Raw genomic sequence first — 26,464 nt, forward strand, 5'->3', positions numbered from 1 at the left:
ACATTAAGAGGATTGTTCAAAAAAACTAAAAACGCTTACCCCATACCTTCTTTGGTTGGAGAAATGTTCTAACCCTGATAAATCGGTGTATTTGGAATGCTCAATGATCAGAACACCATCTTCTAATAGAAGCTCTTTTTTAAATACCAATTCAGGTATTCTTGAGAAATCTTCCAGGGACATGTCATACGGCGGGTCGGCAAAAATAATATTGGATTTAAAGCTGGCCTTTTCCAAATAACTGAAAACATCACTTTTTATGGTAGAGATATTGAAGTTCAGTTCCTGGGCTATTTTGTTGATGAATTTCACACAACCAAAATCGGCATCTACACTGACGATTTGCTCCGTTCCCCTTGAAGCAAACTCAAAACTAATATTGCCCGTTCCGGCAAAAAGGTCTACTACGCTAACCTCGTTGAAATAATATGTATTGTTAATTATATTGAACAAGGCCTCTTTAGCCATGTCCGTTGTTGGTCTCACGGGAAGCTTTTTAGGGGCAATTATTCTTCTGCCTTTGTAGTTACCTGATATTATTCGCATTAAAGGGTTTTTAGTACTGTAAAATCTATAGCATCATCCTTGTCATTTCCTGTAATATGGTCAATGTTTGATGGGATAAAGATTGATATGTTTTTTATGTAGTCATAAGCAATACCGTAGATTTCATCATCCTCATCAATGGCTCCAAAGAGCTTTAATTTTACGGTATTGGTATCCAATTTGAGTTGTTCAATTGTAAAAAGGAGGTAATAGATAAAGTCTTCTTTGGTATTGTAGTTGAAGCTGTTGTGCAATTGGAGTTTTTTATTGGACACCACAGTGATATCCAATTGCTTATCGCCAACGTGAACATAGCAAACAGCATCATTGCCCGGATTTGGGGTGTTTAATAATGATTCTACCATCACGGTACTGCTATGCTTAAATTCAAACTCCCCGAAAAGCTCATAAATGTAATTGTTGACATTCATGAAGGGAACATAGACATTCATAATGTCATTGCTCTCCAACTCATCGTAAACAATAATATCGTTTGTGAGCATTTTGGCATTGAACTTAAGGTAATTGGCTAATTCCCCTTCATCGAAGAGGGCTTTGGGCACCAAGCTGAAAAGCTGGTTTTTATGAATGGCAATGACTTCAGAAAAAGCCACCTTTGCCACCTTATATTTTTCGAAAATTTCCTTTACTTTTTTCAAAAGTTCCAAGGGATTCACTTCCCGATCGAACACTACATTCTCTGAAGCCAGGATGTGATTGTCCACTGTGTCGAGCACACAAAAAGAAAGTCCATTCAAACTAATTTGAATGGACAACTTATGAAAATCCGATTTAGATTGCTCTAAATTATTTATTGTCTTGTTTTCTGTCATAAATAGGAGGCCAGTTACCATTGGTGCTTACTTCAGTTAAAGAACCAACTCTAATTTCACTTCCGTTCACTTCTTCAACACTGTTATGAGCATTTTCCCTTGCCAAAAGTTCTTTAGGCTGGTCACCTAAAACAACATTTTTCTTCACTTTGGCTTCAAAAACCGGAGCTTTGTATCCGCTTTTTTCAATAATGTCTGCCTTCATTTCAAATTTCTCCCCTTGTGTGGCAAAAGGAACATTCATCATTGTTTTATAACGATTGTCTTTCTTAAACAAGGAATCCTTTACAGAAACGAACCCTAGGGTGTCAACAATTTTCACTTCTTGAAGCATATCAATACCATAGGTCTTGTTGAATTCCATATAAGAAGAATCCCTTTGCTGTGTGATGATGTATTTTCCAGTATCAACAAAACTGATAAGAGAATTAAAATCATTGGCGTACTTGCCATTGGCAGATTTGTAAGCCTCTTGGGAATTTCTAATATCCTTTAGTACAGAAACTACTTTTGCAAAACGTTGCTCTTTTACTTTTTTGAATTCTATGGGACCGTTTACGGACTGATAAATTAAATATCCTAAACCGATACATACTATCCAAAGTACAACTTGTATTATGCTCTTCATTTTCTAAGTGTTAATTAAATTTTAGTGGTTATCACAAATCTACAATTTTTTTTTAATCACAAAAGTATTTGTCCTTAAAAATCCTGATTATCTTTGATGCCTTATGAACGCACTCACAGCCTCATCTTTCACCACAATTTTACGCGAAAAATTCCCCCATGATCCCACCTTGAAACAAAACATGGTCCTGGAAAAACTGGCAGCTTTTGTTTTATCCAAAGAAAAGGAGGTGGTGTTTATGCTAAAAGGATTTGCGGGAACTGGTAAAACAACCATGATCGGGGTCTTGGTCACCAATTTATGGCGGACCAGTATGAAAGCCGTCCTCATGGCTCCCACTGGTAGGGCAGCCAAAGTAATGTCCAACTATTCCAACACCCAGTCCTATACTATACATAGAAAGATCTATTTTCCCAAAAAGCAAAGTGGGGGCGGGGTACAATTTGTGCTTTCTCCCAATAAGCATCGCAATACCATCTTTATTGTGGATGAGGCATCCATGATACCGGATACGGCCGCGGATTCCAAGCTTTTTGAAAACGGTTCTTTGTTGGATGACCTAATAATGTATGTCTACTCTGGCCATAATTGTAAATTGATCCTGATAGGGGATACGGCCCAATTACCGCCCGTACACTTAAATTTGAGTCCGGCCTTGGACGAGAACCAACTTGCTTTAAACTATAACAAGGAGGTTATCATGTTGGAAATGGATGAAGTGGTAAGACAGGCCGAGGATTCCGGAATCTTGCTCAATGCCACGAATTTAAGGGAGCAGCTGCAAAATGAATTTTTTGAAGACTTTAAGTTTGATGTAAACCCATATAAGGATATTGTCAGGTTAATTGATGGCAATGAGATCCAAGAGGCTATAGATAGTTCGTACTCCCAAAATGGAAAAGAGGAAACGGCCATTATTGTTCGTTCCAACAAAAGGGCCAATCTATACAATGAAAACATAAGAAATAGGATCTTATATCTGGAGAATGAAATTGCTGTGGGCGATTTTATGATGGTGGTGAAGAACAATTACTTTTGGTTGGAACCCCAATCCGAGGCAGGTTTTATTGCAAACGGGGATATAATAGAAGTTTTGGAGATTTTCTCCATTAAGGAGCTGTATTCTTTCAAGTTTGCGGAGGTTAAGGTAAAAATGGTAGATTATCCCAACCAAAAACCGTTTGAAACCGTTTTGATTTTAGATACCATACAAGCTGAGACCCCTTCTCTTTCTTACGAGGATGGGAATAGATTGTATCAGGAGGTGATGAAGGATTACGCCCACGAAACCTCAAAATATAAGAAGTTTCTAGCGGTAAAGAACAACAAATTCTTTAATGCCCTGCAAGTTAAGTTTTCCTACGCCATCACCTGTCATAAGTCCCAGGGAGGACAATGGGATACCGTATTCGTTGAGCAGCCTTATCTTCCCAACGGTATAGATAAGGAATACCTGCGTTGGCTATATACCGCTGTTACAAGGGCTAAGCGCCAATTGTACCTAATAGGCTTTAAGGACGATTTTTTTGTTGATTGAGAATAGCCTAATTTTAGTGTTAGAATTCCAGCCATGACTGCAGAAACAATAATAAGCATTTTTTTAGGGGTTGGCCTTGCCGCTTCTGTGGGCTTTAGGGTATTCCTGCCCTTATTTGCCCTGAGCCTGGCGTCCTATTTTGGCGCTTGGGACCTCAATTCCAATTGGGAGTGGATGTCCAGTCTTTCCGCCTTGATAGTTTTTGGGGTCGCCACGATCATGGAAATTTTTGCTTACTTTATACCTTGGGTGGATAATCTTTTAGATAGTTTTGCCATTCCGTTGGCAGGTATAGCAGGAACTGCTGTAATGGTCTCCACGGTAGCAGATTTGGAGCCTTTGGTCACATGGACCTTGGCCATCATTGCGGGAGGAGGTACTGCCACCGCCATTAAAGGGGCATCGGCAACCAGTAGATTGGCATCCACAGCAACCACGGGAGGTTTGGCAAACCCTATTGTGTCCTTTATAGAAACGGGAACTGCCTTGGTGGTTACCATTTTGTCCCTATTAGCGCCTATAGCGGCTGTTATTTTGGTAATAGTGATTTTGGGATTTATTTTCAATATTTATAGGAAGCTAAGGCCGAAAATCTAATTTTTAATTGAAGAGTACATGAAAATAATAGCAATGATCCCTGCGCGTTATGCTGCGTCTAGATTTCCTGGCAAATTGATGCAGGATCTGGTTGGGAAACCCGTTATTCTTAGGACCTATGAAGCTGCCGTAAATACGAAGCTTTTTGACGAGGTCTATATTGTCACGGATAGTGATATCATTTACGATACTATTGTAAAAGCTGGAGGCAAGGCAATCATGAGCCTCAAAGAACACGAGTGTGGCAGTGATCGTATCGCAGAGGCCGTAGCAGATATGGATGTGGATATTATTGTTAATGTTCAGGGTGATGAGCCTTTTACGGAAAAAGAAAGTCTGGCGAGTGTCCTGGAAGTCTTTAAGCATGACCCCAATAAGGAGATCGATTTGGCTTCCTTAATGACCAAAATTACCGATTGGGAAGAAATCAGCAATCCCAATACTGTAAAAGTGATTGTGGACCAAAACAATTTTGCGCTATATTTTTCTAGATCACCCATCCCATATCCAAGAGCTAAAGAGGTGAACGCCCCGTATTACAAACATAAGGGCATTTATGCTTTTAGGAAAAGTGCCTTGATGGATTTTCAGCGTTTACCCATGTTGACCTTGGAGGCCACGGAAAAGATAGAGGCCATTAGGTATCTGGAGTACGGAAAAAAGATTAAAATGGTAGAAACCCATGTAACGGGGATAGAAATTGATACCCCTGAGGATTTGGAAAGAGCAAAGAAAGTATGGAAGTAGATTACAGGAAGATAACGGTTATTGGATTTGATGCCGATGATACCCTTTGGGTCAATGAAACTTATTTTAGAGAGGCTGAAGAGGAATTTTGCAGTTTATTGGAAAAATATGAGACCAAAAACAAGGTAGATCAGGAACTCTTTAAGATGGAAATAAAGAACCTGAACCTATACGGTTATGGAATTAAGGGATTTATGTTGTCCATGATCGAGTCCGCTTTGGAATTGTCCAATAATAAAATTTCACAAGCCACGATTACGGAAATTATTGAAATAGGTAAGAGGATGTTGTCCCATCCTGTGGAATTATTGGAAGGCGTGGAAGAGGTATTGCAAAAATTGGAAGATCGCTATAGATTGATAGTTTTAACCAAAGGAGACCTACTGGACCAGGAACGAAAATTGGAAAAATCTGGGTTGTCCAAATATTTTCATCACGTAGAGGTTTTGAGTGATAAAAAGGAAATTAACTATCAGCATTTATTGGACCATTTGGAAATACCCGTTTCCGAATTTTTGATGATTGGAAATTCCCTGAAATCGGATGTGTTGCCCTTGATCAATATAGGGGCACAGGCCGTCCATGTGCCTTTTCATACTACTTGGGCCCATGAAGAAGTGCCTGTGGAACAGCAAGGCAACGGACACCTAACGCTCAACACCTTGACAGATATCTTGAAATATCTGCCAGAAGGTAAAGCAGCAACTACTAAAAACTAAAAATTTCATCCCTAGTATGACGAAATATAGGAATTTTCCCATGGTGCCTAGAGTGGTTTTCGGCCAAGGTTGTTTTAAACAATTGGGAGAGATATTGTTACCCAAAAGAAAGAGTTCAGAAGCTCCATTTATTTTTTTGGTCGATGACGTTTTTGAAGGGCACGAGCTAATAAATAGTATCCCTTTGCTTTTTAATGATCAGATCATTTTCATTTCTGCAGATGAGGAGCCAAAAACGAATCAGGTAGATTCCTTGGTGTCCCAATTAATACAAAGTTACACTGAGTTGCCTTCCGGAATAATAGGAATTGGTGGAGGGACCTTACTGGATCTTGCCAAGGCAACGGCTCTTATGTTGACCAATCCTGGAAGCGCTTCAGAATATCAAGGATGGGATTTAATTAAAAAACCTGCTATTTACCATGTGGGAATACCAACGATCAGTGGTACGGGAGCGGAAGTTTCCAGGACCACGGTTTTGTTGGGACCAGATAAGAAATTGGGAATTAATTCAGATTTCACACCCTTTGACCAAGTGATTTTAGATCCAGATCTAACTCAGGGTGTTTCCACGGAGCAATGGTTTTATACAGGAATGGATTGTTTTATCCATTGCGTAGAATCGCTCAATGGAACATTTCTAAATGCTTTTAGCCAGAGTTACGGGGAGAAGGCATTGGAGTTGTGCAAGGAAGTTTATCTCGACTCATTATCGGAAGAAGATTCTAGAGATAAGTTAATGATGGCCTCTTGGCATGGGGGCATGAGTATTGCGTATTCCCAAGTTGGGGTGGCACATGCAATGAGCTACGGGCTTTCCTACCTTTTGGGGGTCAAACATGGTATTGGTAATTGTCTTGTTTTTCAGTATTTGGAGGAATTCTATCCAGAAGGGGTGGCCCTGTTCGATCAAATGAGGGAGAAACATCAGATAAAACTTCCAAAAGGAATCTGTGCCAATTTGAGTGATACCGAATTTGATACCATGATAAAAGTGGCCATGAGTTTGGAGCCTCTGTGGGAAAATGCAGTGGGTAAAGAGTGGCGCAAGACCATTACCCCTCAAAAATTAAAATCGATTTATAAAAAAATATAGCCCTACAAGATTAATTATGGGGTTTTGTGCTCCAAAATATTCTATTGAGCTTTTAAATAATTCAATAACACAATGCAGGCACTGGCGAAATTTATTTATTACAAACTATTGGGATGGAAGACTGTTGGCACCTTTCCGGATGTAGATAAATGTGTGGTCATCGTAGTGCCCCATACCAGTTGGGTTGATTTCTTTTTGGGATTATTGATCCGCAAGGTATGGAACCAGGAGATCAATTATATCGGTAAAAAAAGTCTTTTTGATTCCCCATTCGGATGGTTCTTTAAATGGACCGGGGGAGCACCCATCGATCGGAGTAAAAGTAGTGACACCGTTAAGGCTACCGCCAAAGTTTTTGAGAGTAGGGACGTATTTCGATTAACCCTTGCCCCTGAAGGAACAAGAAAAAAGGTGACCGAATGGAAGACCGGGTTCTATTATATTGCCAAGGAGGCCAAGGTGCCTATTGTGATGGTAGCATTTGATTTTGGTAAAAAGCAGATCAAGGTATCCCAACCCCATTTTCCTTCTGGCGATTTGGAGAAGGACCTTAAAGTATACAAGGACTTTTACAAAGGGGTGATAGGTAAAGTGCCAGAGTATAGTTATTAAGCCTTTACAAAATTAAGGGTAACGCTTGCTGGTTCATCGTTTCCATCCCCATTAAAATCCCACTCGGCTGTATCGGGCCCTCCATTTATTTGTAAGGTGGTAGAAGTCTGCTCTATTCCAAAATAATCGTAATCGTTCGGTTCTTCATCAAATCGGATGGCGAAAAACTCATTGTTCTCAAAGAACATTTCCCCGGTAACCGTAAAAGGGTCCGATCCTTCCACATTGAAATTCATGGTAAACCGTCCATTGGATTGGATAACTATGGTAAGTGAGCCTCCTTCTGCTATGATGTCCACTCCGTTAGCCTGGCTGTTGGGATCTGAAGGGGAAAAGAAAGCGGAGGTGGCATTCCATGTCCCTTGTAATTCACTTATGGAAAAGTCTGGTCCGGTTTTGGTCAACTCGTCCTCATCTGAACTAGAACAGGAAATAAAGAAAAAGGAGCATAAAGCACCCAGTAAAAGCATGTGGCGTAGCGTTTTCATAATATTTGGATTTTAGTGTGAACAATAATGGTCAATGCTTAAGGTATGTAAGCAACGCATATTATGAAATGACTAACATCAGGATAGGAAATCACCCCTTTGATTAAATGTATGAAGTGAAGGGAGTGGCAATTTTGATTAATGACATTATTCAGAACCCCTTAATTAATAGTATAAATCGAAAAATTTAAAATTTTTAAAACCCTAGCTATAGGTTATTCGTAGGTAAGGGAAAGGATGGAATAAGTTGGGGCTTGGTCTCCTTTTAAATGGTAAAGAATATTTGGTTTTATTTTAGGTTGTTTAGTTGAAAAGGGCCATTGCGTTTGCAATGGCCCTTTTCTTATTTTTTCATCTCTTAGAGATTATATTACTCCTTCATGGAATGGTACACATTCTGCACATCGTCATCCTCTTCTATTTTTTCCAATAGTTTTTCCACATCGGCAGCTTGTTCTTCGGTGAGCTCCTTGGTGATTTGCGGGATACGCTCAAAACCTGAGGATAGGATTTCTATGCCCCTAGATTCCAATTCTTTTTGGATGGATCCGAAGCTCTCGAATGGACCATAGATAAGGATACCATCCTCATCGGCGAAAACCTCTTCCGCCCCAAAGTCGATCATTTCCAATTCGAGTTCCTCCGGGTCTATCCCTTCGGCCGGAATCCTAAAATTACAGGTATGGTCAAACATAAATTCCACAGAACCCGATGTTCCCAAACTCCCGTTACATTTATTGAAATAACTTCTGATATTCGCAACCGTTCTAGTATTGTTATCTGTGGCCGTTTCCACCAATATGGCAATACCATGCGGGGCATACCCCTCAAACAATACTTCTTTATAATCCCCAAGACTTTTGTCACTTGCCCTTTTTATGGCACGTTCCACATTGTCCTTGGGCATGTTTACGGCTTTGGCGTTTTGAATGACCGCTCTTAGCCTGGAGTTGGCATCCGGATCCGGTCCACCTTCTTTGACTGCCATTACGATATCCTTGCCAATCCTTGTAAATGCCTTGGACATGGCAGACCAACGTTTCATTTTACGCGCCTTTCTAAACTCAAAAGCTCTTCCCATTTCTTTAATCGATTATTATGCTCTTGGCAAATTTAATATTTTTTAGATGTGATGCAAGACACAGCTTTATTCACTTTCTATGATATTCTCTATGGTAGCCGCAAGCTTGAAATCCTTTTCGGTAACCCCGTCCGCATCATGCGTACTTAATCTAATGGTTAAGGTCTTGTAAACATTGGTCCATTCCGGATGATGGTTTTGGGCTTCGCACTCAAAGGCGATTCGCGTCATAATGGAGAATGTCTCCTTGAAGTCTGCAAATTCGAAGGTGGTCTGTATGGCTTTTTCGGTATAATCCCAGCCGTCCAATTGATCTAAGCGTTCGTTTATTTCCTCTGTTGTCAATTTTTTCATTTTCTGTATATTTTTAGGATTACTAAGTTAGGCATTACAATTAGGAGGTGCTCGTATTTGCGGACACTTTTTTATTATGCGGCCTAACTAAAAATATGATGGTCTATAATATCCTGGTAACTCACCTGTAAGCTTTTTGGCAAGGTATTCGATTTGGGCAGCACAGCTAGGAAACGGTCCTCATTGGTGGTAAAAACCCTTTTGAAAATCGGGTTAAAAAGCCCCAGTTTTTTAACAATGTCTTTGATGAAATCTTCATGGTGTACCAGATCTATGCTTCCCAAGTGGTAAATGCCACTTTTGTTTCTATTGATCAAATAATGTATTTGTTGGGTCAGTTTATCATCATTGGTCACATTGATGATCAGGTTGGGAAAAACCTCAATGGGTTCATTGTTGGCCAATGCGATCTTCAGTTCCTTTATTCGGGGTGAATTGTTACCGAAGACCATAGGAACCCTAATAATACACATTTTTTCCTTGGGTAATCTGAGCAACATGTTTTCAATTTTTATTTTAAGTCTCCCGAAAACACTTAAGGATAGGGTTTTGTCGTATTCGTAAGAAGGAAATTTACTGTAGGCATCAAATACGTTGGCGGATGATATAAAATAAATTTGACAATCGTTCTTTTCAATATATTCCATCATGTGTTGATGGGCCTGAATTTGGGAAGCAAAGTCGCCCCGCAAAGCAGAAATGATCAATTTTGGTCTTATTTTTTCCAACAGGGGAACAATGTCGTCCTCCTGCATATCGTATCTAAAAAACTTCTGATTATCCTCAAATGACCTCCTCGCGGAATTGTACGTCCCGTAAGTGTCAAAATAGGGGCACAGTTCCTTGTAAAGGGCGTTGCCCAGGAATCCACTTCCACCTAATATGAGAATTTTTTTAGTATCCAATAATTAAAAGATTGATAAGCCGGTTTGTGTGGTAAATTGCTCCAAGGCAATCATCCCCAATTTGGAATTTCCTTTGACATTAAGTCCAGGGGACCAGGTCGCAATGCAGAACTGATTTGGTAAAAGAGCCACAATACCGCCACCAACACCACTTTTCCCAGGAAGGCCCACCTCAAAGGCAAATTCCCCCGCTTCATCATAAAATCCGCAGGTCAACATTATGGCATTGACCCTTTTCACTTGGTTGATATTCAGAAAGGCGTTCCCTCTACGGCATTTTCCCCTGTTCATAAATATGTAAAACACCTCTGTAAGTTGTCTACAGGACATTTTTAGGGAACACTGGTGAAAATAGAAGTCGAGCACATCATCCACATCATTCTTAATGTTGCCGTATGACTTTAAAAGGTTTGCTGCCGCATAGTTGGTATAACCAGTTTTACTTTCGGATGCGGCCACATCCATATCGTAATTGATATTTTCATCATTGGCCATTTTCCGCACGTAGGCTAGAAAGTCGGCTTTAGGATTTTCCAAATGTGAAATCAATACGTCGGCAATGACTAGGGCACCAGCATTTATCAAGGGATTCCTAGGAATTCCATGCTCAAGTTCCAAAAGTGATAAGTGGTTAAAGGGGTCGCCAGAAGGTTCAACATCCACCCGCTCCCAAAGTTTATCACCCATTATGGCAAAGGCCTGGGAGAGGGAGAGTACTTTCGAGATACTCTGTATGGAAAAGCCTTCCTCTGAATCCCCGGTCCCGTAATGGTTTCCCTGTGCATCAATAAGATGCATGCCAAATTTGTTCTTGTCTACATGTGCCAATTCCGGAATATAGGAAGCAACAGTGCCCCGGTCTTTCACCAATTCAATATCACGGGCAATATGTTCCAATATATTCTGGAAGTTGTTCATTAGGCTTTGTAAAAAGGTAATTTAACTACAGTAGCAGGGACACTGTTTTTTCTAATTTGGATATGGATGGTACTTCCAACTTTGGATAATTCCACAGGGACATAACCCAAACCAATTCCCTTGCCCATAGATGGGGACATGGTACCAGAAGTAACGATTCCTATTTTGGCTCCATTTTCATCTACGATATCATAATCGTGCCTTGGAATTCCCCTTTCGTTCAATTCAAAAGCGATCAATTTACGTTTTACACCTTCTTCCTTCTGCTTGGCCAAAGCCTCGCTGTTCACAAAATCCTTGGAAAATTTGGTAATCCAACCCAATCCTGCTTCCAATGGGGATGTGGTGTCATTGATATCATTTCCGTAAAGGCAATACCCCATTTCCAATCGTAAGGTATCCCTTGCTGCCAGGCCAATGGGCTTAATTCCGAAAGCTGCACCAGCTTCAAAAACGCGTTTCCATACTTGTTCGGCATCTTCATTTTTGCAATAAATTTCAAAACCACCAGAACCGGTATATCCCGTAGCAGAAATGATCACATGTTCCACGCCTGCAAAAGGAGCTACTTCAAAGGTGTAAAATTTAATATTAGCCAAGTCCACATCGGTAAGGGATTGCATGGCTTCAATGGCCTTTGGACCCTGAATGGCCAACAAAGAATATCCTTCTGAGATGTTCTTCATGATGGCATTAATAGAAGTATTGTATTTGCTAATATGTGCCCAATCCTTATCTATATTGGAGGCGTTAACCACCAATAAATACTGCTCGTCCTTTATTTTGTAAATAATAAGGTCATCTACAATACCTCCCGTTTCATTGGGCATACAACTATATTGTGCTTTTCCGATTTCCAATTTGGAAGCATCATTGGAGCTTACTTTTTGGATTAGAGCTAGGGCATTTGGGCCTTCGATCAAAAATTCACCCATATGGGAAACATCAAAAACACCAACCCCGTTGCGTACGGTTTCGTGTTCTATGTTGACACCTTCATAGGAAACAGGCATGTTATAACCTGCAAAAGGCACCATTTTGGCCCCTAATGATTCATGTATTTTAGTAAGTGCTGTACTTTTCATGCGTTTGGTTTTGTGGTGCAAATTTATTGAAAATAAATCGATAGGGGAGAGGAGATCTTTAATGTTTTATCTAAAGTATTGTTAATAGGCAGATCAGGGATAAAAAGGCTTTGTTTTAGCTGTAATTGGTCAAGAAACCAATTAAATTATTTATTTTCATGGCTTCAAAAATGAATCAAATGAAACTGTCTTCTTTCCTTTTCCTGTTTTTATCTATAACCTTTTTAGCAGCCCAAGAAACCCCTACAGATTTTTTATCTGCAGATTTTCATAAAGAGAGAAGAGAAAAGGTACGTGATTTAATGCCTGCCAATAGTGTAGCGGTATTTTTTGCAAATGCTGAACGCAATAGGGCCAATGATGTTGATTATATCTACCATCAAGATCCGGATTTTTATTATTTAACGGGTTATAAGGAGCCTAACTCTGTATTGGTGATTTTTTCTGAGGACCAAACATCGGCCGATGGCAAAATTTTTAATGAATTGATTTATGTGCAAGAAAAAGATCCTAGGGCAGAACAGTGGAATGGGAAGAGACTAGGGGTTGAAGGGGTTCAAGAAAAATTGGGCTTTGATATGGCATTTAATGGGAGTGAATTTGAAAAATCGAATATCGATTTTAAGGGTTTTGATAACGTTTTGTTCTTCGATTTTAAAAATGATTATAGGGATTTAAAAGGATCTGCAGATCTGTTCGATTTGATTAAGACCTTTAAAATTAAAACGAATTATCCGTCGGACTATAATGCGACAAAGCAGCAGATCTATAGCATGATTACCTCCACGGATGTTGAAAATAGTGCCAATGTGGCCCAAACTTTAGGGAGGTATTTAAATTATCAGGAAGACTTAAAATCGGATCAGTTATTAACGGGTTATGTAAATGCAGCGGATAATGGCAAGCGTAAGGAGATCCAGGAAAAGGTGAAATTGGAATTGAAATCAAATAATTTAAATTCTATACTCTTGGAGGAAATTATGAATCGCCTTCGCGAAACGAAAACGGCAGAGGAAATGGTTTTGTTGAAAAAGGCGATTGAAATTTCTTCAGTAGGGCAGATCGAAGTTATGAAGGCCATGCATCCCAATATGAGTGAAACAGAGATACAGGGCATTCATGAGTATGTCTACAAAAAATATGGGGCAGAGTATGAAGGCTATCCTTCCATAGTAGGGGGTGGCAACAACGGCTGTATTTTGCATTACATAGAGAATAACAAGCAAAAAGTGGGCAATGATCTTGTCCTGATGGATCTAGGGGCCGAATATCACGGGTATACTGCTGATGTGACCAGGACGATTCCTGCCAATGGGAAATTCACAAAAGAACAGAAACTGATTTACGATATTGTTTATAATGCACAGGAGGCAGGGATAAAGGCTAGTGTCATAGGTGCTCCCTTTCAAGCACCTGGACAGGCAGCGCAGGAAGTGGTGACTAAGGGACTGATCGATCTCGGTATCATCTCATCACCTAGCGAGGTAAAGACTTATTTCCCTCATGGAACGTCCCATTATTTGGGACTTGATGTGCATGATAAGGGTACCTATGGCCCATTTCAAGAAAATACAGTGATTACTGTAGAACCTGGAATATATATTCCTGAAGGCAGCGATTGCGATAAGAAATGGTGGGGGATTGCGGTCCGTATTGAGGATGATATCCTAATCACCAAGAATGGTCCCATCAACCTTTCTGGGATGGCTCCAAGAACTACAGAGGCCATAGAGAAAACTATGGCAATGCCCAGTGTTCTGGATAACTTTAAGCTACCAAGCTTGGATTAAGGAAGATTTTAGGTTATAGGCGATTACTTGGTCAACAAATAATTTTTAAGCTCGTCATACGTTGAAATGGCGATTGCCTTTTTCTTCTTATCCATAATTTTTGCAATCTTTTTGGGAAGGTCAATATTTTCCCTGATGGTGTCCTCAACAATGTCCAAAAACTTAACGGGATGGGCGGTTTCCAAGAAAATGCCATAGGTATTCGGATGGCTTTGCTGATATTTCTTCAGTCCTAAATACCCAACTGCCCCGTGTGGATCTGCCACATAGGAACAATCATTATAGATCTCCAGCATAGCTTCCTTTGTCTCTTCATCCGTAAAGGAATAGGAGGAGATGTTTTTTGAAATGGTCTCAAAATCATCATTGTATAAATGGCGAATCCTAATAAAATTACTTGGATCCCCAACATCCATGGCATTGGAAATGGTCGCGATGGAAGGTTTTGGTTCGTACTTGCCCGTTTTCATGAAATTGGGAACAATATCATTTACGTTGGTGGCAGCAATAAAATGTTTGCAGGGCATGCCTAATTGTTGCGCCATGACACCTGCACAAATGTTTCCAAAATTCCCGCTGGGAATGGAGAAAACTATTTCCTTTCCTTTGGATTTAGCCTGTTTGTAGGCAAAAAGGAAATAAAATAATTGGGGCAGCCATCTCGCCACATTGATGGAATTGGCGGAAGTCAGCTGCATGTTTTTCAAAAGTTCTTCATCCAAAAAGGCAGTCTTTACCATTCTTTGGCAATCATCAAAAGTCCCAGAAACCTCCAATGCGCTAATATTTTTCCCCAAGGTTGTCAGTTGTTTTTCTTGGATATCACTGACCTTTCCGCTTGGATATAGGATAACCACTTTTACACCTTTCACCCCAAGAAATCCATTGGCTACGGCACCTCCTGTATCTCCCGATGTTGCCACCAATACGGTTACTTCATTGTTTTCCTTGGCAGAAAACTCTCCAAGGCATCGGGCCATAAAACGTGCTCCTACATCTTTAAAAGCAAGGGTTGGTCCATGGAACAATTCCAAAGTGGCCACATTTTCTTCCAATTCCACTACTGGAAAATCAAAGTCGAGCACATCTGCTATTATCTCTTTTAATTTAGCTTCGGGAATCTCATCTCCGACGAATTGACGAATGGACAAAAAGGCGATCTCGTGATTGGTCAGGTCTTCTATGTTTTCAAAGAAAGATGCCGGTAAGGGGGTAATGCTCTCTGGGAAATATAATCCACGATCCGGGGCTATGCCTTGAACTACTGCATCTTTAAAGGAAACAGATGGGGCTTGTTTGTTGAGACTGTAGAAGTTCATTGAATTGCTGGTTTAGTAGTTATGTGGTGAGGTTTACTTAATAATTTTTATTCCTTCGGTATTGATCTTTGACACATGGATGTCATAATCAATACCAATTTTTTGATACACATTGCGCATGGCTTCAGCTACTTTTTTGGCGTTGGCCTCTCCCTTGCTTAGAGCAAATATGGATGGTCCGGAACCTGATATGCCGCAACCTAATGCTCCCGCCAATAGGGATTCCGATTTTACTTTATCAAAACCAGGGATTAAAATAGAACGGATTGGTTCCACAATAAAATCTTCCAAGGATCTCCCTATTAGTTCATAATCTTCTGTGTAGAGTCCCGCAATCAGGCCGCCCAGATTCCCCCATTGCTTAATTCCGTCTTCCAGGGAAATGGTGGTCTTGAGAATTTTTCTCGAATCCGATGTTTTTATTTCTATTTGTGGGTGGATTACCGTGGCAAATAACTGGCTTGGGCTGTTGATCCTAACGATATCCAAGGGAGTATAACTACGGACCAAGGTAAATCCACCAAAAATGGCTGGGGCTACATTATCGGCGTGGGCCACCCCACTTGCCAAACGTTCTCCTTCCATGGCGAATTTCACCAATTCCAAGTTGCTAAAGGGCTTGTCCAATAACTGGTTCATGGCCCATACTGCCCCAGTGGAACTTGCTGCGCTACTACCTATCCCACTACCGGCCTTAATATTCTTGTAGATTTCAATTTCGAAACCACCATCGTACTCACTCTCAGCAAGGAGGGCCAAACCTGCCACTCCGGCCACATTTTGATGGGTTTCCATTGGCAAATCCTGCCCAGTTAATTTTGTGATCTTTATCCCTTTCTCCGCAGTTTTGCGAATAACCATTTTATCGCCTACAGCGTCCAATGCCAATCCTAGGACATCAAAGCCACAAGAAACATTGGCGATAGTGGCAGGGCAAAATACTTTTATAGCCTCCATAGTTAAAAGTTACCTATTCTTATTATGTCTGCAAATATTCCTGAGGCGGTCACTTCCGCACCTGCACCTGCACCTTTAATGATCATAGGTTGGTTGGGATAGCGTTCCGTGAAAAAGAGCACGATATTGTCACTGCCCTCCAGATTGTAAAAATCATGTCCTTTAGGTATATGTTGGAGGCCTACACTGGCTTTACCGTTTTCAAATTGGGCCACATATTTAAGCTTACAATCCTTTTTACTGGCCTCTTTAAATATTTTTTGGAACGAGGCTTCGTGTTTTACAAGAGAGGCAAAGAAGTCGTCATTATTTGTAGTGGCCAAACTTTCTTCTGGTAGGAACGATTGGTTTTCGATATCCTCAATGTCCAATTGATAGCCGCTTTCCCTGGCCAATATCAATATTTTACGCATTACATCAATTCCACTTAGGTCAATCTTTGGATCGGGCTCTGTATACCCTTCTTTTTGAGCCTGAAGCACCACATCATGAAAGGTAGTTTGATCGTTGAAGTTGTTAAAGACAAAGTTTAAACTACCAGAAAGTACTGCCTGTATCTTTTTAACCTTATCCCCAGAGGCGATTAAGTTTTTAAGGGTGTCAATAATGGGCAATCCAGCTCCTACATTGGTCTCGAATAAAAATGGCGAATTGTATTTGCGGGCCATTTGTTTAAGTTCCAGGTATTTGTTGTAATCAGAGGAACACGCTATTTTGTTGCAGGTAACCACGGAGATACTGTTTCTTAAATAGGTGGTATAGCTATCGGATACAGCAGGGCTCGCTGTATTATCTACAAAGATGCTGTTGCGGTAGTTCAGCGAATTTATAGTTTCAAAAAATTTGTTGCTATCCGCTTTCTCACCTTCGGCCAAAACAGATTCCCAATTTTTAAGGGAAATACCATTTTCATCAAAAGCCATGGTCCTAGAATTGCTGATACCAATTACCCGTATATTGAGCTTTAAATACTCCTTCAGGTATTTTTTTTGTTGTTGGATCTGATTTAAAAATTTGGCGCCGACATTCCCAACGCCCATTACAAAGAGATTCAATTGTTTGATATTCTCTTCGAAGAATTCTTCATGCAGTGCATTCAGTGCCTTTTTCACATCGCCCTTACTAATAACGGCTGAGATGTTTCTTTCGGAGGCGCCTTGGGCAATCACCCTGATATTCACATTATTTTTTCCTAGGGTGCTGAACATTTTACCGCTAAGGCCTTGGTGACTTTTCATATTATCCCCAACAAGGGCTATGATGGCAAGGTCTTCTTCCAAGATAACGGGTTTTATTTTACCTAGTGATATCTCATATTCAAAAGCCTCATTCACAATTGCCACAGCTTTTTTTGCATCGCTGGAAGCTATACCCACACATATTGAATGTTCTGAGGAAGCTTGTGTAATGAGGACCACACTAATTCCCGCATTGGAAAGCACTTCAAAAAATCGTTTTGAGATACCAGGAATCCCAACCATACCCGGTCCTTCCAGTGACAAAAGTGCAATACTTTCTACATGGCTGATTCCCCTGACTGTCTTGCCTTTTTCATTTTGGTTTTTTGTGATCAAAGTCCCGGCTGCCTCAGGTTCGAATGTGTTTTTTATAACTATGGAAATACCTTTTGACAATACAGGTTGTATCGTTGGAGGGTATAGTACCTTGGCCCCAAAATGGGAAAGTTCCATAGCCTCTTCGTAAGAGATATGCGGTATTGCCATAGCTTGTTTTACAATCTTGGGATTTGCTGTATACATACCACTAACATCAGTCCATATTTCTAACACCTCGGCATTTAGGGCACCAGCCATTATAGCTGCTGTAAAGTCAGATCCGCCCCTGCCCAATGTGGTGGAATTTCCATTGACGGAAGAAGCTATAAATCCAGCGCATACTGTGATTGTATGGGGAGTGTCTTTAAAGTATGCCAAACAATTGGCATTGGTCATTTCAAAATTTACAGCTGCCTTACCGTGATTATCATTGGTTTTAATGAGTTCCCTACTATCCTGATACCCTACATCCAGTTTTTCGGATGCAAAATATTCACTGATGATATAGGAGGATAACAATTCTCCAAAACTTACTATTTTATCCGATAATTTTGGTGTGATTTCGCCAATTAAAAAGGCTCCTTCCAATAGGGTTTCCAAGATATTTAGTTCACTTTTTACTTTGCTAAGTACCTTGCTTTGTGATTGTACCGGAATGAGCTCTTTTATGGTTTGCATATGGCGCTCCTCTATTTCCTTCAAATAAGTACGGTATTCCTTGTTCTGATCGGAAGCTAAATTGGCTGTGGTCAAAAGCAGGTCCGTTATTCCCCCAAGGGCAGAAACGACGACCACTATTTTTGTGTCTCCATTGGAAGCAACAATATTTTTTACCTGGGATATATTTTTGGCGTTGGCGACTGAGGTACCACCGAATTTTAAAACTTTCATTATGGTATTATATTAAAATGAAACTTATTTATGAAATAAAAAGGGATAGGAACGGACGAATATATAGTAGTTTACCCCAAAGGGGTGATAGTGATTGTAGCAACGGTTGTAAAATTACCATTGGTATACAAAGAAAAAGATGGTGTTATGTCCGTTTTGTAAGGATTCATTGGTCTTATAAAGTCTCAAATGTAGTATTTTTGAGTAGGTAATCAAATGATTGGGAATATTTTTACCAAATCATCAACTTTTGTTAAATAATATTAGGGAATGAAGATTTTTACTGCCCAACAGATATATGAAGCTGATAAAAGCACAATTGTCAATCAGCAGATTACGAGTGATGAGCTAATGGAACGTGCGGCGACCCAATTATTTACTTGGCTGCATTCAAGGCTTCAGGGGGCACCGGTAAAAATTCATTTGTTTTGTGGTATAGGAAACAATGGGGGAGATGGGATGGTCTTGGCAAGGCATTTACAAGAACACGGATATCTTATTGGCGTTCATGTAGTGACATATAGTGAGAAACGTTCCCAGGACTTTCTTTTAAATCTAGACAGATTAAAGGAACGCAAAATATGGCCTAATTTTATAGGTCCAAATGATGAATTGCCTAAAATAGATAAGGAAGATATCATTGTAGACGCCATTTTTGGAATTGGTCTCAATAGAACTCCAGATGATTGGGTCATAAAAGTCATACAACATTTAAACAATTCCAGGGCATTTATACTATCGGTTGACATCCCGTCTGGCTTATTTGTAGATAAGGCTCCCAAAAATGAGGACAGTATTGTCAGGGCCAATCATGTACTGAGTTTTCAGGCTCCCAAATTGATTTTCTTTCTGCCGCAAACAGGGATTTACAGTAATCAGTGGGAGATATTGGATATTGGATTAGACAGGGATTATTTGAATTCTGTGGACAATGTGTATGAACTGATTGGTAAAAACGAGGTTTTGCCTTGGTACAAGCCGAGGGAAAAGTTTTCCCATAAAGGCACATATGGTCACTCATTGATTATTGGGGGCAGTTATGGAAAAATAGGCGCTGTAATTTTAGCTTCAGACGCTTGTCTGAATACCGGAAGTGGTTTGGTTACCGCTTATATTCCCACATGTGGCTATATTCCCATGCAAACTGCACTGCCCGAGGCGATGGTGATCACAGATACCAATGAGAAAATGGTTTCGGATATTCAATTTGATATCACACCTACAGTAATAGGCTTGGGTATCGGTATTGGTCAGGATAACATTACAACTGGGGCGTTAAAGGAATTTTTAAGGACCAATAAAACACCCTTGGTTATAGATGCCGATGCCCTAAATATCATCTCCAAGAATAAGGAATTTTTAAAAATGATACCCGCCCAATCTGTACTGACGCCACATCCAAAAGAATTGGAGCGTTTGATCGGTAGTTGGCAGGATGATTTTGAAAAATTAGACAAAGCAAAAGCCTTTTCTAAGCAGTACGACTTAATATTGGTCATTAAAGGCGCCCATACCATAACCTTGTACAACGGCAAAGGGTATATTAATACAACAGGTAATCCAGGTATGGCCACAGCCGGTAGCGGTGATGTGCTTACTGGAATGATCACAGGATTGATAGCCCAAGGGTACGATTCCTTGAGAGCTACTGTTTTCGCAATTTATTTACATGGAAGATCGGGGGATCTTGCTGTGGAGCAATGTGGTTATCAGGCTTTGACGGCGTCTGAAATCATAGATTTTATAGGAGATGCCTTTCTGGATCTTTTCAATGTCCAAGAAGGGTCTGGTCCGCAGGAGGAAATGGAATAATTAGTATCCTATTTAGTCCCTACGCGCTTTTTTACCCAAGCCAGGGCGTTGTCATATTCTATAAAAAACTTCATCGGTTTTTTGTAAAACATTTTTTCAATCTTAAAATTATGCATATCAATTTCCTTTATGGAAACAATGGCAAATGCTTTAAGATTTTCCATTTCTCTAAGGTAATTGTATACCGTGGGATCTATCGCGTAAGAGTTTTTTCGGAGGCTGATATAGCCAAATTCCTTTTCTCTAAAGTGAATCTCAGAAATTCCGATAATTTGAAAGGCCCTTTCAAGTGTCATGGTGACACCTTCTTCAAAAATGGCGACCATATAATTGTCAAATACTTGGACTACTCCTGTTTCTAATTGGTATTCCCTTACGATAATAGTCTTCTTGGTGTGTCCGACTTTCATTTCGTATTATTTATAGTGTTCCTCGAATACGAAAGTAGTTGAAGGCTTATGTTTTGGAAAAAATATTAGATTAAGAGCTTAAATATCGTTTATTGTGTGTTGTAGGAACCAAAGTTGTCTATTTATTCCTACGTCTTACAATTTTGGGCATAAAAAAAGGAGCCGATTAGTTCGACTCCTTTATGTTTAAATTCTTACAAATTTTAAGTTTTGGAAGATTCCTCAGCCTTTTTTATGTCTATTGTAAGCTCTTCTTTCTTTTCATCTAGGTCCATATAGATGCTATCGCCTTCATTTAGTTTGGAATTAACGATTTCCTCAGCGAGTGCATCCTCTATATATTTCTGTATAGCCCTTTTTAAAGGTCGCGCACCGTATTGTTTATCGAACCCTTTTTCTGCGATATAATCCTTTGCCTTGTCGGTTAGATTAAGGTTATAACCTATATCCTTAATCCTAGCAAACAATTTGCGAAGTTCAATATCAATGATTTTGTGGATATCTTCCCTTTCAAGAGGATTAAATACGACCACATCATCTATCCTATTAAGAAATTCTGGAGCAAAAGCCTTTTTTAAAGCATTCTCTATAACTCCTTTTTGGTGTGAGTCTGATTGTGCCTTCATTGCTGAAGTGCCAAAACCAACGCCTTGACCAAAATCTTTCAATTGTCTGGCCCCAATATTAGAGGTCATGATAATGATGGTATTTCGGAAGTCGATCTTTCTTCCCAAACTATCCGTTAAAAATCCGTCATCCAATACTTGTAAAAGCATATTGAAAACATCTGGGTGAGCTTTTTCTATCTCATCAAGAAGTATTACAGAATAAGGCTTACGTCTTACTTTTTCAGTCAATTGTCCTCCTTCTTCATAACCTACATATCCCGGAGGTGCTCCTACCAATCTGGATATTGCAAATTTTTCCATATACTCACTCATGTCGACACGTATCAACGCATCTTCTGAGTCGAACAATTCCTTGGCAAGTACTTTTGCCAATTGGGTTTTACCTACCCCAGTTTGCCCTAGGAAAATGAAGGAGCCAATTGGTTTGTCCGGATCTTTTAATCCAGCCCTATTACGCTGGATAGCTTTGGCAACTTTTGCTACAGCTTCATCTTGTCCAATTACGTTGGATTTGATCAAGCTTGGCAACTCTGCCAATTTATTGCTCTCTGTTTGTGCAATCCTGTTGACCGGGATACCGCTCATCATGGACACTACATCTGCCACATTGTCCTCAGAAACAGTTTCTCTATGTAATTTACTGTCCTCTTCCCATTTTTCTTGGGCTATGGCCAAATCTTTTTCCAATCTTTTTTCATCGTCCCTTAGCTTTGCAGCTTCTTCATAACGTTGTTTCTTGACAACACTATTCTTTAAGTCGCGAACATCTTCCAACTGTTTTTCAAGTTCAAGGATTTGCTTGGGTACATCCATGTTAATGATGTGGACTCTAGATCCTGCCTCATCAAGTGCATCAATGGCCTTATCCGGTAAAAACCTATCGGTCATATAACGGTTGGTCAATTTCACACAGGCAATGATGGCTTCATCCGTATAGATAACATTGTGGTGATCCTCGTATTTTCCTTTGATGTTCTTAAGGATTTCTATGGTTTCCTCTACAGTTGTAGGTTCAACGATTACTTTTTGAAAACGACGTTCCAAGGCGCCGTCTTTTTCAATGTACTGACGGTATTCATCCAAAGTGGTTGCACCGATACATTGTATTTCACCCCTTGCAAGGGCAGGCTTGAACATATTGGAAGCATCTAAACTTCCAGTTGCTCCACCAGCACCTACAATGGTATGGATTTCATCAATGAACAAAATGATATCATCATTTTTTTCCAATTCGTTCATCACCGCTTTCATTCGCTCCTCGAATTGTCCACGGTATTTTGTGCCCGCTACCAGGGATGCAAGATCCAAGGTGACTACCCTTTTATTGTAAAGGATACGGGATACTTTTTTATTGATAATCCGCAAGGCAAGTCCTTCGGCAATGGCACTCTTACCAACACCAGGTTCCCCTATCAATAGCGGATTGTTCTTTTTTCTTCTGCTCAATATTTGTGAGACCCTTTCAATTTCCTTTTCACGTCCTACAACAGGGTCAAGTTTATTTTCCTCTGCCATTTGAGTCAGGTCCCTTCCAAAGTTGTCCAAGACTGGAGTTTTGGACTTTTTGCTTCCCTTTTGTGAGCTCGAAGAACCACCAAATGTTCCTTCTTTGCCCTCATTGCTCTCATCGGAGTCGTTGGGGAAAGATTCTGCTCTTGGGGTATCTATATAATCATCGTCACTGGTTATCATCGATTTGAATTGTTCTTTGACGCCATCGTAATCCACTTTTAGTTTGTGAAGCAATTTTGTAGTAGGGTCATTCTCGTTTCGCAAAATGCAAAGTAAAAGATGGGCAGTATTGATAGAAGAGCTCTGGAATAATTTAGCTTCCAGAAACGTAGTTTTCAGGGCACGCTCAGCCTGCCTAGTCAAATGTAGGTTCTTTTTGTCCTTTTGTATGTTGCCTGGGTTGGGGTTGGCAGGACTTAGTATTTCAACTTTTCTTCTTAAGTGGTCCAAATCTACATCCAATGCATCCAATATGCTTATTGCCTTTCCATTTCCATCGCGCAACAGACCAAGCATAAGGTGCTCTGTGCCAATGAAATCATGGCCTAGCCTTAACGCTTCCTCTTTACTATAGGCAATTACATCTTTTACCCTTGGCGAAAAATTATCATCCATAAAATATTCCTTTCTTCATTAAAAATAGTAAATCTAATACTATCTAAGGCAAATACCGTACCCATATTTTAATAATACTGGTCTAAGTGACGAAAAAAAGGAGGATTAACAAAAATTTTAACATTCAATTTATCAACTAAATCCACTAGTGAAACTGTTAATAAATTATTCGATAAAGTATCATTAATATGCCTTGTACGCTTTGATTTTCCGTATATTGGCATGATTTTTTAACCAATTTAGTATATACGATTTTTTAATATGGCGGAAGGGGAAAAGTTAATTCCAATCAACATTGATGATGAAATGAAATCTGCCTACATTGATTATTCAATGTCGGTCATTGTGTCACGTGCCTTACCAGATGTAAGGGATGGTCTTAAGCCTGTGCATCGAAGGGTGTTGTACGGAATGCACGAATTAGGTGTAAGATCAAACAGCGCGCACAAAAAATCTGCTAGAATTGTGGGTGAGGTTTTGGGTAAGTATCACCCTCACGGGGATACGTCTGTTTATGATTCCATGGTACGTATGGCTCAGGAATGGAGTTTACGCTACATGTTGGTAGATGGTCAAGGTAACTTTGGTTCTGTAGATGGTGATAGTCCAGCTGCAATGCGTTATACGGAGGCCCGTATGCGTAAAATAGCCGATGAAATGTTGGCTGATATAGAAAAGGATACAGTAGATCATCAGCTAAACTTTGATGATTCCTTAAAGGAGCCCACTGTGTTGCCTGCTAAAATTCCAAATTTATTGGTCAATGGAGCTTCTGGTATTGCTGTGGGTATGGCAACCAATATGCCACCACATAACTTATCCGAAGTTATTGATGGTACTGTCGCTTACATAGACAATAACGATATAGAGATAGATGAACTGATTACACATATCAAAGCACCAGATTTCCCGACAGGGGGAATTATTTATGGTTATGATGGTGTTGTAGAAGCCTTTAAAACGGGTCGCGGTAGGGTTGTAATGCGCGCCAAGGCCAATATTGAGGAAGTACAGGGCAAAGAATGTATCATTGTCACCGAAATCCCTTACCAGGTGAATAAGGCCGATATGATCAAGAAGACGGCCGACCTGGTAAATGATAAAAAGATTGAGGGTATCTCAAGTATTCGGGATGAATCGGATAGGAACGGGATGCGTATCGTATATATCTTGAAAAGAGATGCGATACCCAATATCGTATTGAATACCTTATATAAATACACTTCATTACAGACCTCTTTTAGTGTAAACAACATTGCTTTGGTCAACGGAAGACCGCAATTGTTGAATGTAAAGGAAATGATCCACTATTTTGTGGAGCATCGTCATGAAGTTGTTGTTAGAAGAACTGAATTCGACCTTAAAAAAGCTGAAGATAGGGCCCACATCCTTGAAGGTCTGATCATAGCCTCGGATAATATCGATGAGGTAATTGCGATTATCAGGGCATCCACAAATGCTGATGAAGCACGTGATAATTTAATTGAACGATTCAAATTATCGGAAATACAGGCAAAAGCCATTGTTGAAATGCGCCTTCGTCAACTTACCGGTCTGGAACAGGATAAATTACGTTCCGAATATGAAGAGGTGTTGGCAACGATAGAAGATTTAAAAGATATCTTGGCCAGGAAAGAGCGAAGAATGCAGATTATCAAAGATGAACTTCTGGAAATGAAGGAAAGATATGGTGATCCTAGACGTTCAGAAATCAATTTTGCTGGTGGAGATCTTAGCATGGAAGATATGATCCCTGATGAGCAGGTGGTCATTACCATTTCCCATGCTGGTTATATCAAAAGAACTTCACTTTCCGAGTACAAGACCCAAAATAGGGGTGGAGTGGGTCAAAAGGCCTCCTCTACCAGAAATGAGGATTTCTTGGAGTATCTATTTGTTGGTACCAACCATCAATATATGTTGTTCTTTACCCAAAAAGGAAAATGTTTCTGGATGAGGGTTTACGAGATTCCAGAAGGCAGTAGGACCTCTAAAGGTCGTGCTATTCAGAACTTGATCAATATTGAACAAGATGATAATGTAAAGGCCTTTATTTGTACCCAAGACTTGAAGGATGAGGAGTACGTGAACAATCACTATGTGATCATGGCCACCAAAAAAGGTATTGTAAAGAAAACCTCTTTGGAGCAATATTCAAGACCTAGACAAAACGGTATCAATGCCATTGGGGTAAGGGAAGGTGATGAGCTGTTAGAAGCTAAATTGACCACCGGTACAAGTCAGATATTCTTAGGACTTAAATCTGGAAAGGCTATCCGGTTTGAAGAAAGCAAAACCAGGCCTATGGGTAGAAATGCCTCTGGAGTACGAGGGATAACCCTGGCGGATGATAACGATGAAGTGATCGGAATGGTTTCTGTTCATGATTTCGATGAGGAGATTCTTGTAGTTTCAGAAAATGGATATGGTAAACGTTCCAGTATCGATGATTACAGGATTACCAACAGGGGTGGAAAAGGTGTTAAAACTATCTCCATTACTGATAAGACAGGTGGACTCGTTGCCATTAAGAATGTTTCCGATTCAGATGATCTTATGATCATTAACAAATCTGGGATTGCCATACGTATGAGTGTGGAAGATCTAAGGGTTATGGGAAGAGCCACCCAAGGGGTTCGATTGATCAATATTAAAGGAAACGATTCTATCGCTGCAGTGGCCAAGGTCATGAAGGACGAAGAAGAAGTTGTTGATACCGATATTAATGATATTGAGGTAGAACCTGAGAATGGCACGGCTCTTGATACTAATGAAACCGAAACGGAAGAATAATAAATAAACACACGATAACTATTAATACATTTAA

Annotated in this window: 23 protein-coding genes; 9 read left to right on the forward strand and 14 right to left on the reverse strand. The window is 40.0% G+C overall.

Annotated elements, in window-relative coordinates; translation table 11 throughout:
* Positions 1-3: 3 nt before the first annotated feature.
* The 3 genes from ABXZ32_RS12295 to ABXZ32_RS12305 are packed head-to-tail and all read right to left on the reverse strand — an operon-like array spanning position 4 to position 2,007.
* Entirely contained in the window at positions 4-546 is a 543-nt protein-coding gene (locus ABXZ32_RS12295) for an RsmD family RNA methyltransferase (protein WP_354618974.1), read from the reverse strand.
* A complete protein-coding gene (locus tag ABXZ32_RS12300) occupies positions 546-1,379 on the reverse strand; it encodes a DUF3822 family protein (protein ID WP_354618975.1) in 834 nt (277 codons plus the stop codon). The genes ABXZ32_RS12295 and ABXZ32_RS12300 overlap by 1 nt, the downstream gene beginning before the upstream one ends.
* The gene (locus ABXZ32_RS12305) at positions 1,354-2,007 is read right to left on the reverse strand and encodes a hypothetical protein (protein WP_354618976.1); all 654 of its coding nucleotides are present in this window, start codon (positions 2,005-2,007) and stop codon (positions 1,354-1,356) included. Before ABXZ32_RS12305 ends, ABXZ32_RS12300 begins: the two co-directional genes overlap by 26 nt.
* A 103-nt stretch (positions 2,008-2,110) precedes the next feature.
* On the opposite strand from ABXZ32_RS12305, the gene ABXZ32_RS12310 reads away from it, so the two are divergent.
* The 6 genes from ABXZ32_RS12310 (at position 2,111) to ABXZ32_RS12335 (ending at position 7,315) form a co-directional block, all read left to right on the forward strand.
* On the forward strand, positions 2,111-3,544 hold the full coding sequence (locus tag ABXZ32_RS12310) for an ATP-dependent DNA helicase (RefSeq protein WP_354618977.1): 1,434 nt from the start codon (positions 2,111-2,113) through the stop codon (positions 3,542-3,544).
* A 33-nt stretch (positions 3,545-3,577) separates the two neighbouring features.
* Positions 3,578-4,141, forward strand: coding sequence for a DUF4126 domain-containing protein (locus tag ABXZ32_RS12315; RefSeq protein WP_354618978.1), 564 nt, complete (start codon positions 3,578-3,580; stop codon positions 4,139-4,141).
* A gap of 18 nt (positions 4,142-4,159) precedes the next feature.
* Positions 4,160-4,888: a 3-deoxy-manno-octulosonate cytidylyltransferase gene (gene kdsB / locus ABXZ32_RS12320; RefSeq protein ID WP_354618979.1), complete on the forward strand. Its 729-nt coding sequence runs from the start codon at positions 4,160-4,162 to the stop codon at positions 4,886-4,888.
* Positions 4,879-5,607 carry an HAD family hydrolase gene (locus ABXZ32_RS12325; protein WP_354618980.1) on the forward strand — a complete coding sequence of 243 codons (729 nt, stop codon included), beginning with the start codon at positions 4,879-4,881 and terminating at the stop codon, positions 5,605-5,607. Before kdsB ends, ABXZ32_RS12325 begins: the two co-directional genes overlap by 10 nt.
* Positions 5,608-5,623: 16 nt before the next feature.
* Positions 5,624-6,703: an iron-containing alcohol dehydrogenase family protein gene (locus ABXZ32_RS12330; RefSeq protein ID WP_354618981.1), complete on the forward strand. Its 1,080-nt coding sequence runs from the start codon at positions 5,624-5,626 to the stop codon at positions 6,701-6,703.
* A 72-nt stretch (positions 6,704-6,775) separates the two neighbouring features.
* Positions 6,776-7,315 carry a 1-acyl-sn-glycerol-3-phosphate acyltransferase gene (locus tag ABXZ32_RS12335; protein ID WP_354618982.1) on the forward strand — a complete coding sequence of 180 codons (540 nt, stop codon included), beginning with the start codon at positions 6,776-6,778 and terminating at the stop codon, positions 7,313-7,315.
* On the opposite strand, the gene ABXZ32_RS12340 is transcribed toward ABXZ32_RS12335, so the two are convergent.
* From ABXZ32_RS12340 to gcvT, 6 genes are all read right to left on the reverse strand, one after another.
* Positions 7,312-7,803: a hypothetical protein gene (locus ABXZ32_RS12340; RefSeq protein WP_354618983.1), complete on the reverse strand. Its 492-nt coding sequence runs from the start codon at positions 7,801-7,803 to the stop codon at positions 7,312-7,314. The genes ABXZ32_RS12335 and ABXZ32_RS12340 overlap by 4 nt on opposite strands.
* A 370-nt stretch (positions 7,804-8,173) precedes the next feature.
* Complete coding sequence (locus ABXZ32_RS12345; RefSeq protein WP_354618984.1) at positions 8,174-8,884, reverse strand: YebC/PmpR family DNA-binding transcriptional regulator; 711 nt, start codon at positions 8,882-8,884, stop codon at positions 8,174-8,176.
* Between the two features lie 66 nt (positions 8,885-8,950).
* Positions 8,951-9,238: a 4a-hydroxytetrahydrobiopterin dehydratase gene (locus tag ABXZ32_RS12350; RefSeq protein WP_062053392.1), complete on the reverse strand. Its 288-nt coding sequence runs from the start codon at positions 9,236-9,238 to the stop codon at positions 8,951-8,953.
* Positions 9,239-9,321: 83 nt separating this feature from the next.
* The gene (locus tag ABXZ32_RS12355; RefSeq protein ID WP_354618985.1) at positions 9,322-10,143 is read right to left on the reverse strand and encodes a sugar nucleotide-binding protein; all 822 of its coding nucleotides are present in this window, start codon (positions 10,141-10,143) and stop codon (positions 9,322-9,324) included.
* 3 nt (positions 10,144-10,146) lie between these two features.
* Entirely contained in the window at positions 10,147-11,061 is a 915-nt protein-coding gene (locus tag ABXZ32_RS12360; RefSeq protein WP_354618986.1) for a glutaminase, read from the reverse strand.
* On the reverse strand, positions 11,061-12,146 hold the full coding sequence (gcvT, locus tag ABXZ32_RS12365) for a glycine cleavage system aminomethyltransferase GcvT (RefSeq protein ID WP_354618987.1): 1,086 nt from the start codon (positions 12,144-12,146) through the stop codon (positions 11,061-11,063). The genes ABXZ32_RS12360 and gcvT overlap by 1 nt, the downstream gene beginning before the upstream one ends.
* A 179-nt stretch (positions 12,147-12,325) precedes the next feature.
* Between gcvT and ABXZ32_RS12370 the strand changes: the two genes are divergently transcribed.
* Positions 12,326-13,936 (forward strand): aminopeptidase P N-terminal domain-containing protein, encoded by a 1,611-nt coding sequence (locus tag ABXZ32_RS12370; protein ID WP_354618988.1) that lies wholly within the window; start codon positions 12,326-12,328, stop codon positions 13,934-13,936.
* 23 nt (positions 13,937-13,959) lie between these two features.
* Here the strand turns inward: ABXZ32_RS12370 and thrC are convergent, their stop codons facing one another.
* Genes thrC through thrA form a run of 3 tightly spaced genes read right to left on the reverse strand, consistent with a single transcriptional unit; the run spans position 13,960 to position 18,659 of the window.
* Entirely contained in the window at positions 13,960-15,255 is a 1,296-nt protein-coding gene (gene thrC, locus ABXZ32_RS12375) for a threonine synthase (protein WP_354618989.1), read from the reverse strand.
* Between the two features lie 33 nt (positions 15,256-15,288).
* On the reverse strand, positions 15,289-16,212 hold the full coding sequence (locus ABXZ32_RS12380) for a homoserine kinase (protein ID WP_354618990.1): 924 nt from the start codon (positions 16,210-16,212) through the stop codon (positions 15,289-15,291).
* A gap of 2 nt (positions 16,213-16,214) precedes the next feature.
* Positions 16,215-18,659 carry a bifunctional aspartate kinase/homoserine dehydrogenase I gene (thrA, locus tag ABXZ32_RS12385; protein WP_354618991.1) on the reverse strand — a complete coding sequence of 815 codons (2,445 nt, stop codon included), beginning with the start codon at positions 18,657-18,659 and terminating at the stop codon, positions 16,215-16,217.
* A gap of 270 nt (positions 18,660-18,929) precedes the next feature.
* Here thrA and ABXZ32_RS12390 point away from each other — a divergent pair, with 270 nt between their 5' ends.
* Entirely contained in the window at positions 18,930-20,471 is a 1,542-nt protein-coding gene (locus tag ABXZ32_RS12390) for an NAD(P)H-hydrate dehydratase (RefSeq protein ID WP_354618992.1), read from the forward strand.
* A gap of 8 nt (positions 20,472-20,479) precedes the next feature.
* Here ABXZ32_RS12390 and ABXZ32_RS12395 read toward each other — a convergent pair whose 3' ends face one another.
* Both ABXZ32_RS12395 and ABXZ32_RS12400 read right to left on the reverse strand, forming a co-directional pair.
* The gene (locus tag ABXZ32_RS12395; RefSeq protein ID WP_354618993.1) at positions 20,480-20,881 is read right to left on the reverse strand and encodes an STAS/SEC14 domain-containing protein; all 402 of its coding nucleotides are present in this window, start codon (positions 20,879-20,881) and stop codon (positions 20,480-20,482) included.
* A 203-nt stretch (positions 20,882-21,084) separates the two neighbouring features.
* Positions 21,085-23,637, reverse strand: a complete 2,553-nt coding sequence (locus ABXZ32_RS12400; protein ID WP_354618994.1) for an ATP-dependent Clp protease ATP-binding subunit — start codon at positions 23,635-23,637, stop codon at positions 21,085-21,087.
* A gap of 261 nt (positions 23,638-23,898) precedes the next feature.
* Here ABXZ32_RS12400 and gyrA point away from each other — a divergent pair, with 261 nt between their 5' ends.
* On the forward strand, positions 23,899-26,430 hold the full coding sequence (gene gyrA, locus ABXZ32_RS12405) for a DNA gyrase subunit A (protein ID WP_354618995.1): 2,532 nt from the start codon (positions 23,899-23,901) through the stop codon (positions 26,428-26,430).
* Positions 26,431-26,464 lie beyond the last annotated feature (34 nt).

The sequence above is a fragment of the Sediminicola luteus genome (assembly GCF_040566555.1).
In the GTDB taxonomy this organism is placed as follows: domain Bacteria; phylum Bacteroidota; class Bacteroidia; order Flavobacteriales; family Flavobacteriaceae; genus Sediminicola.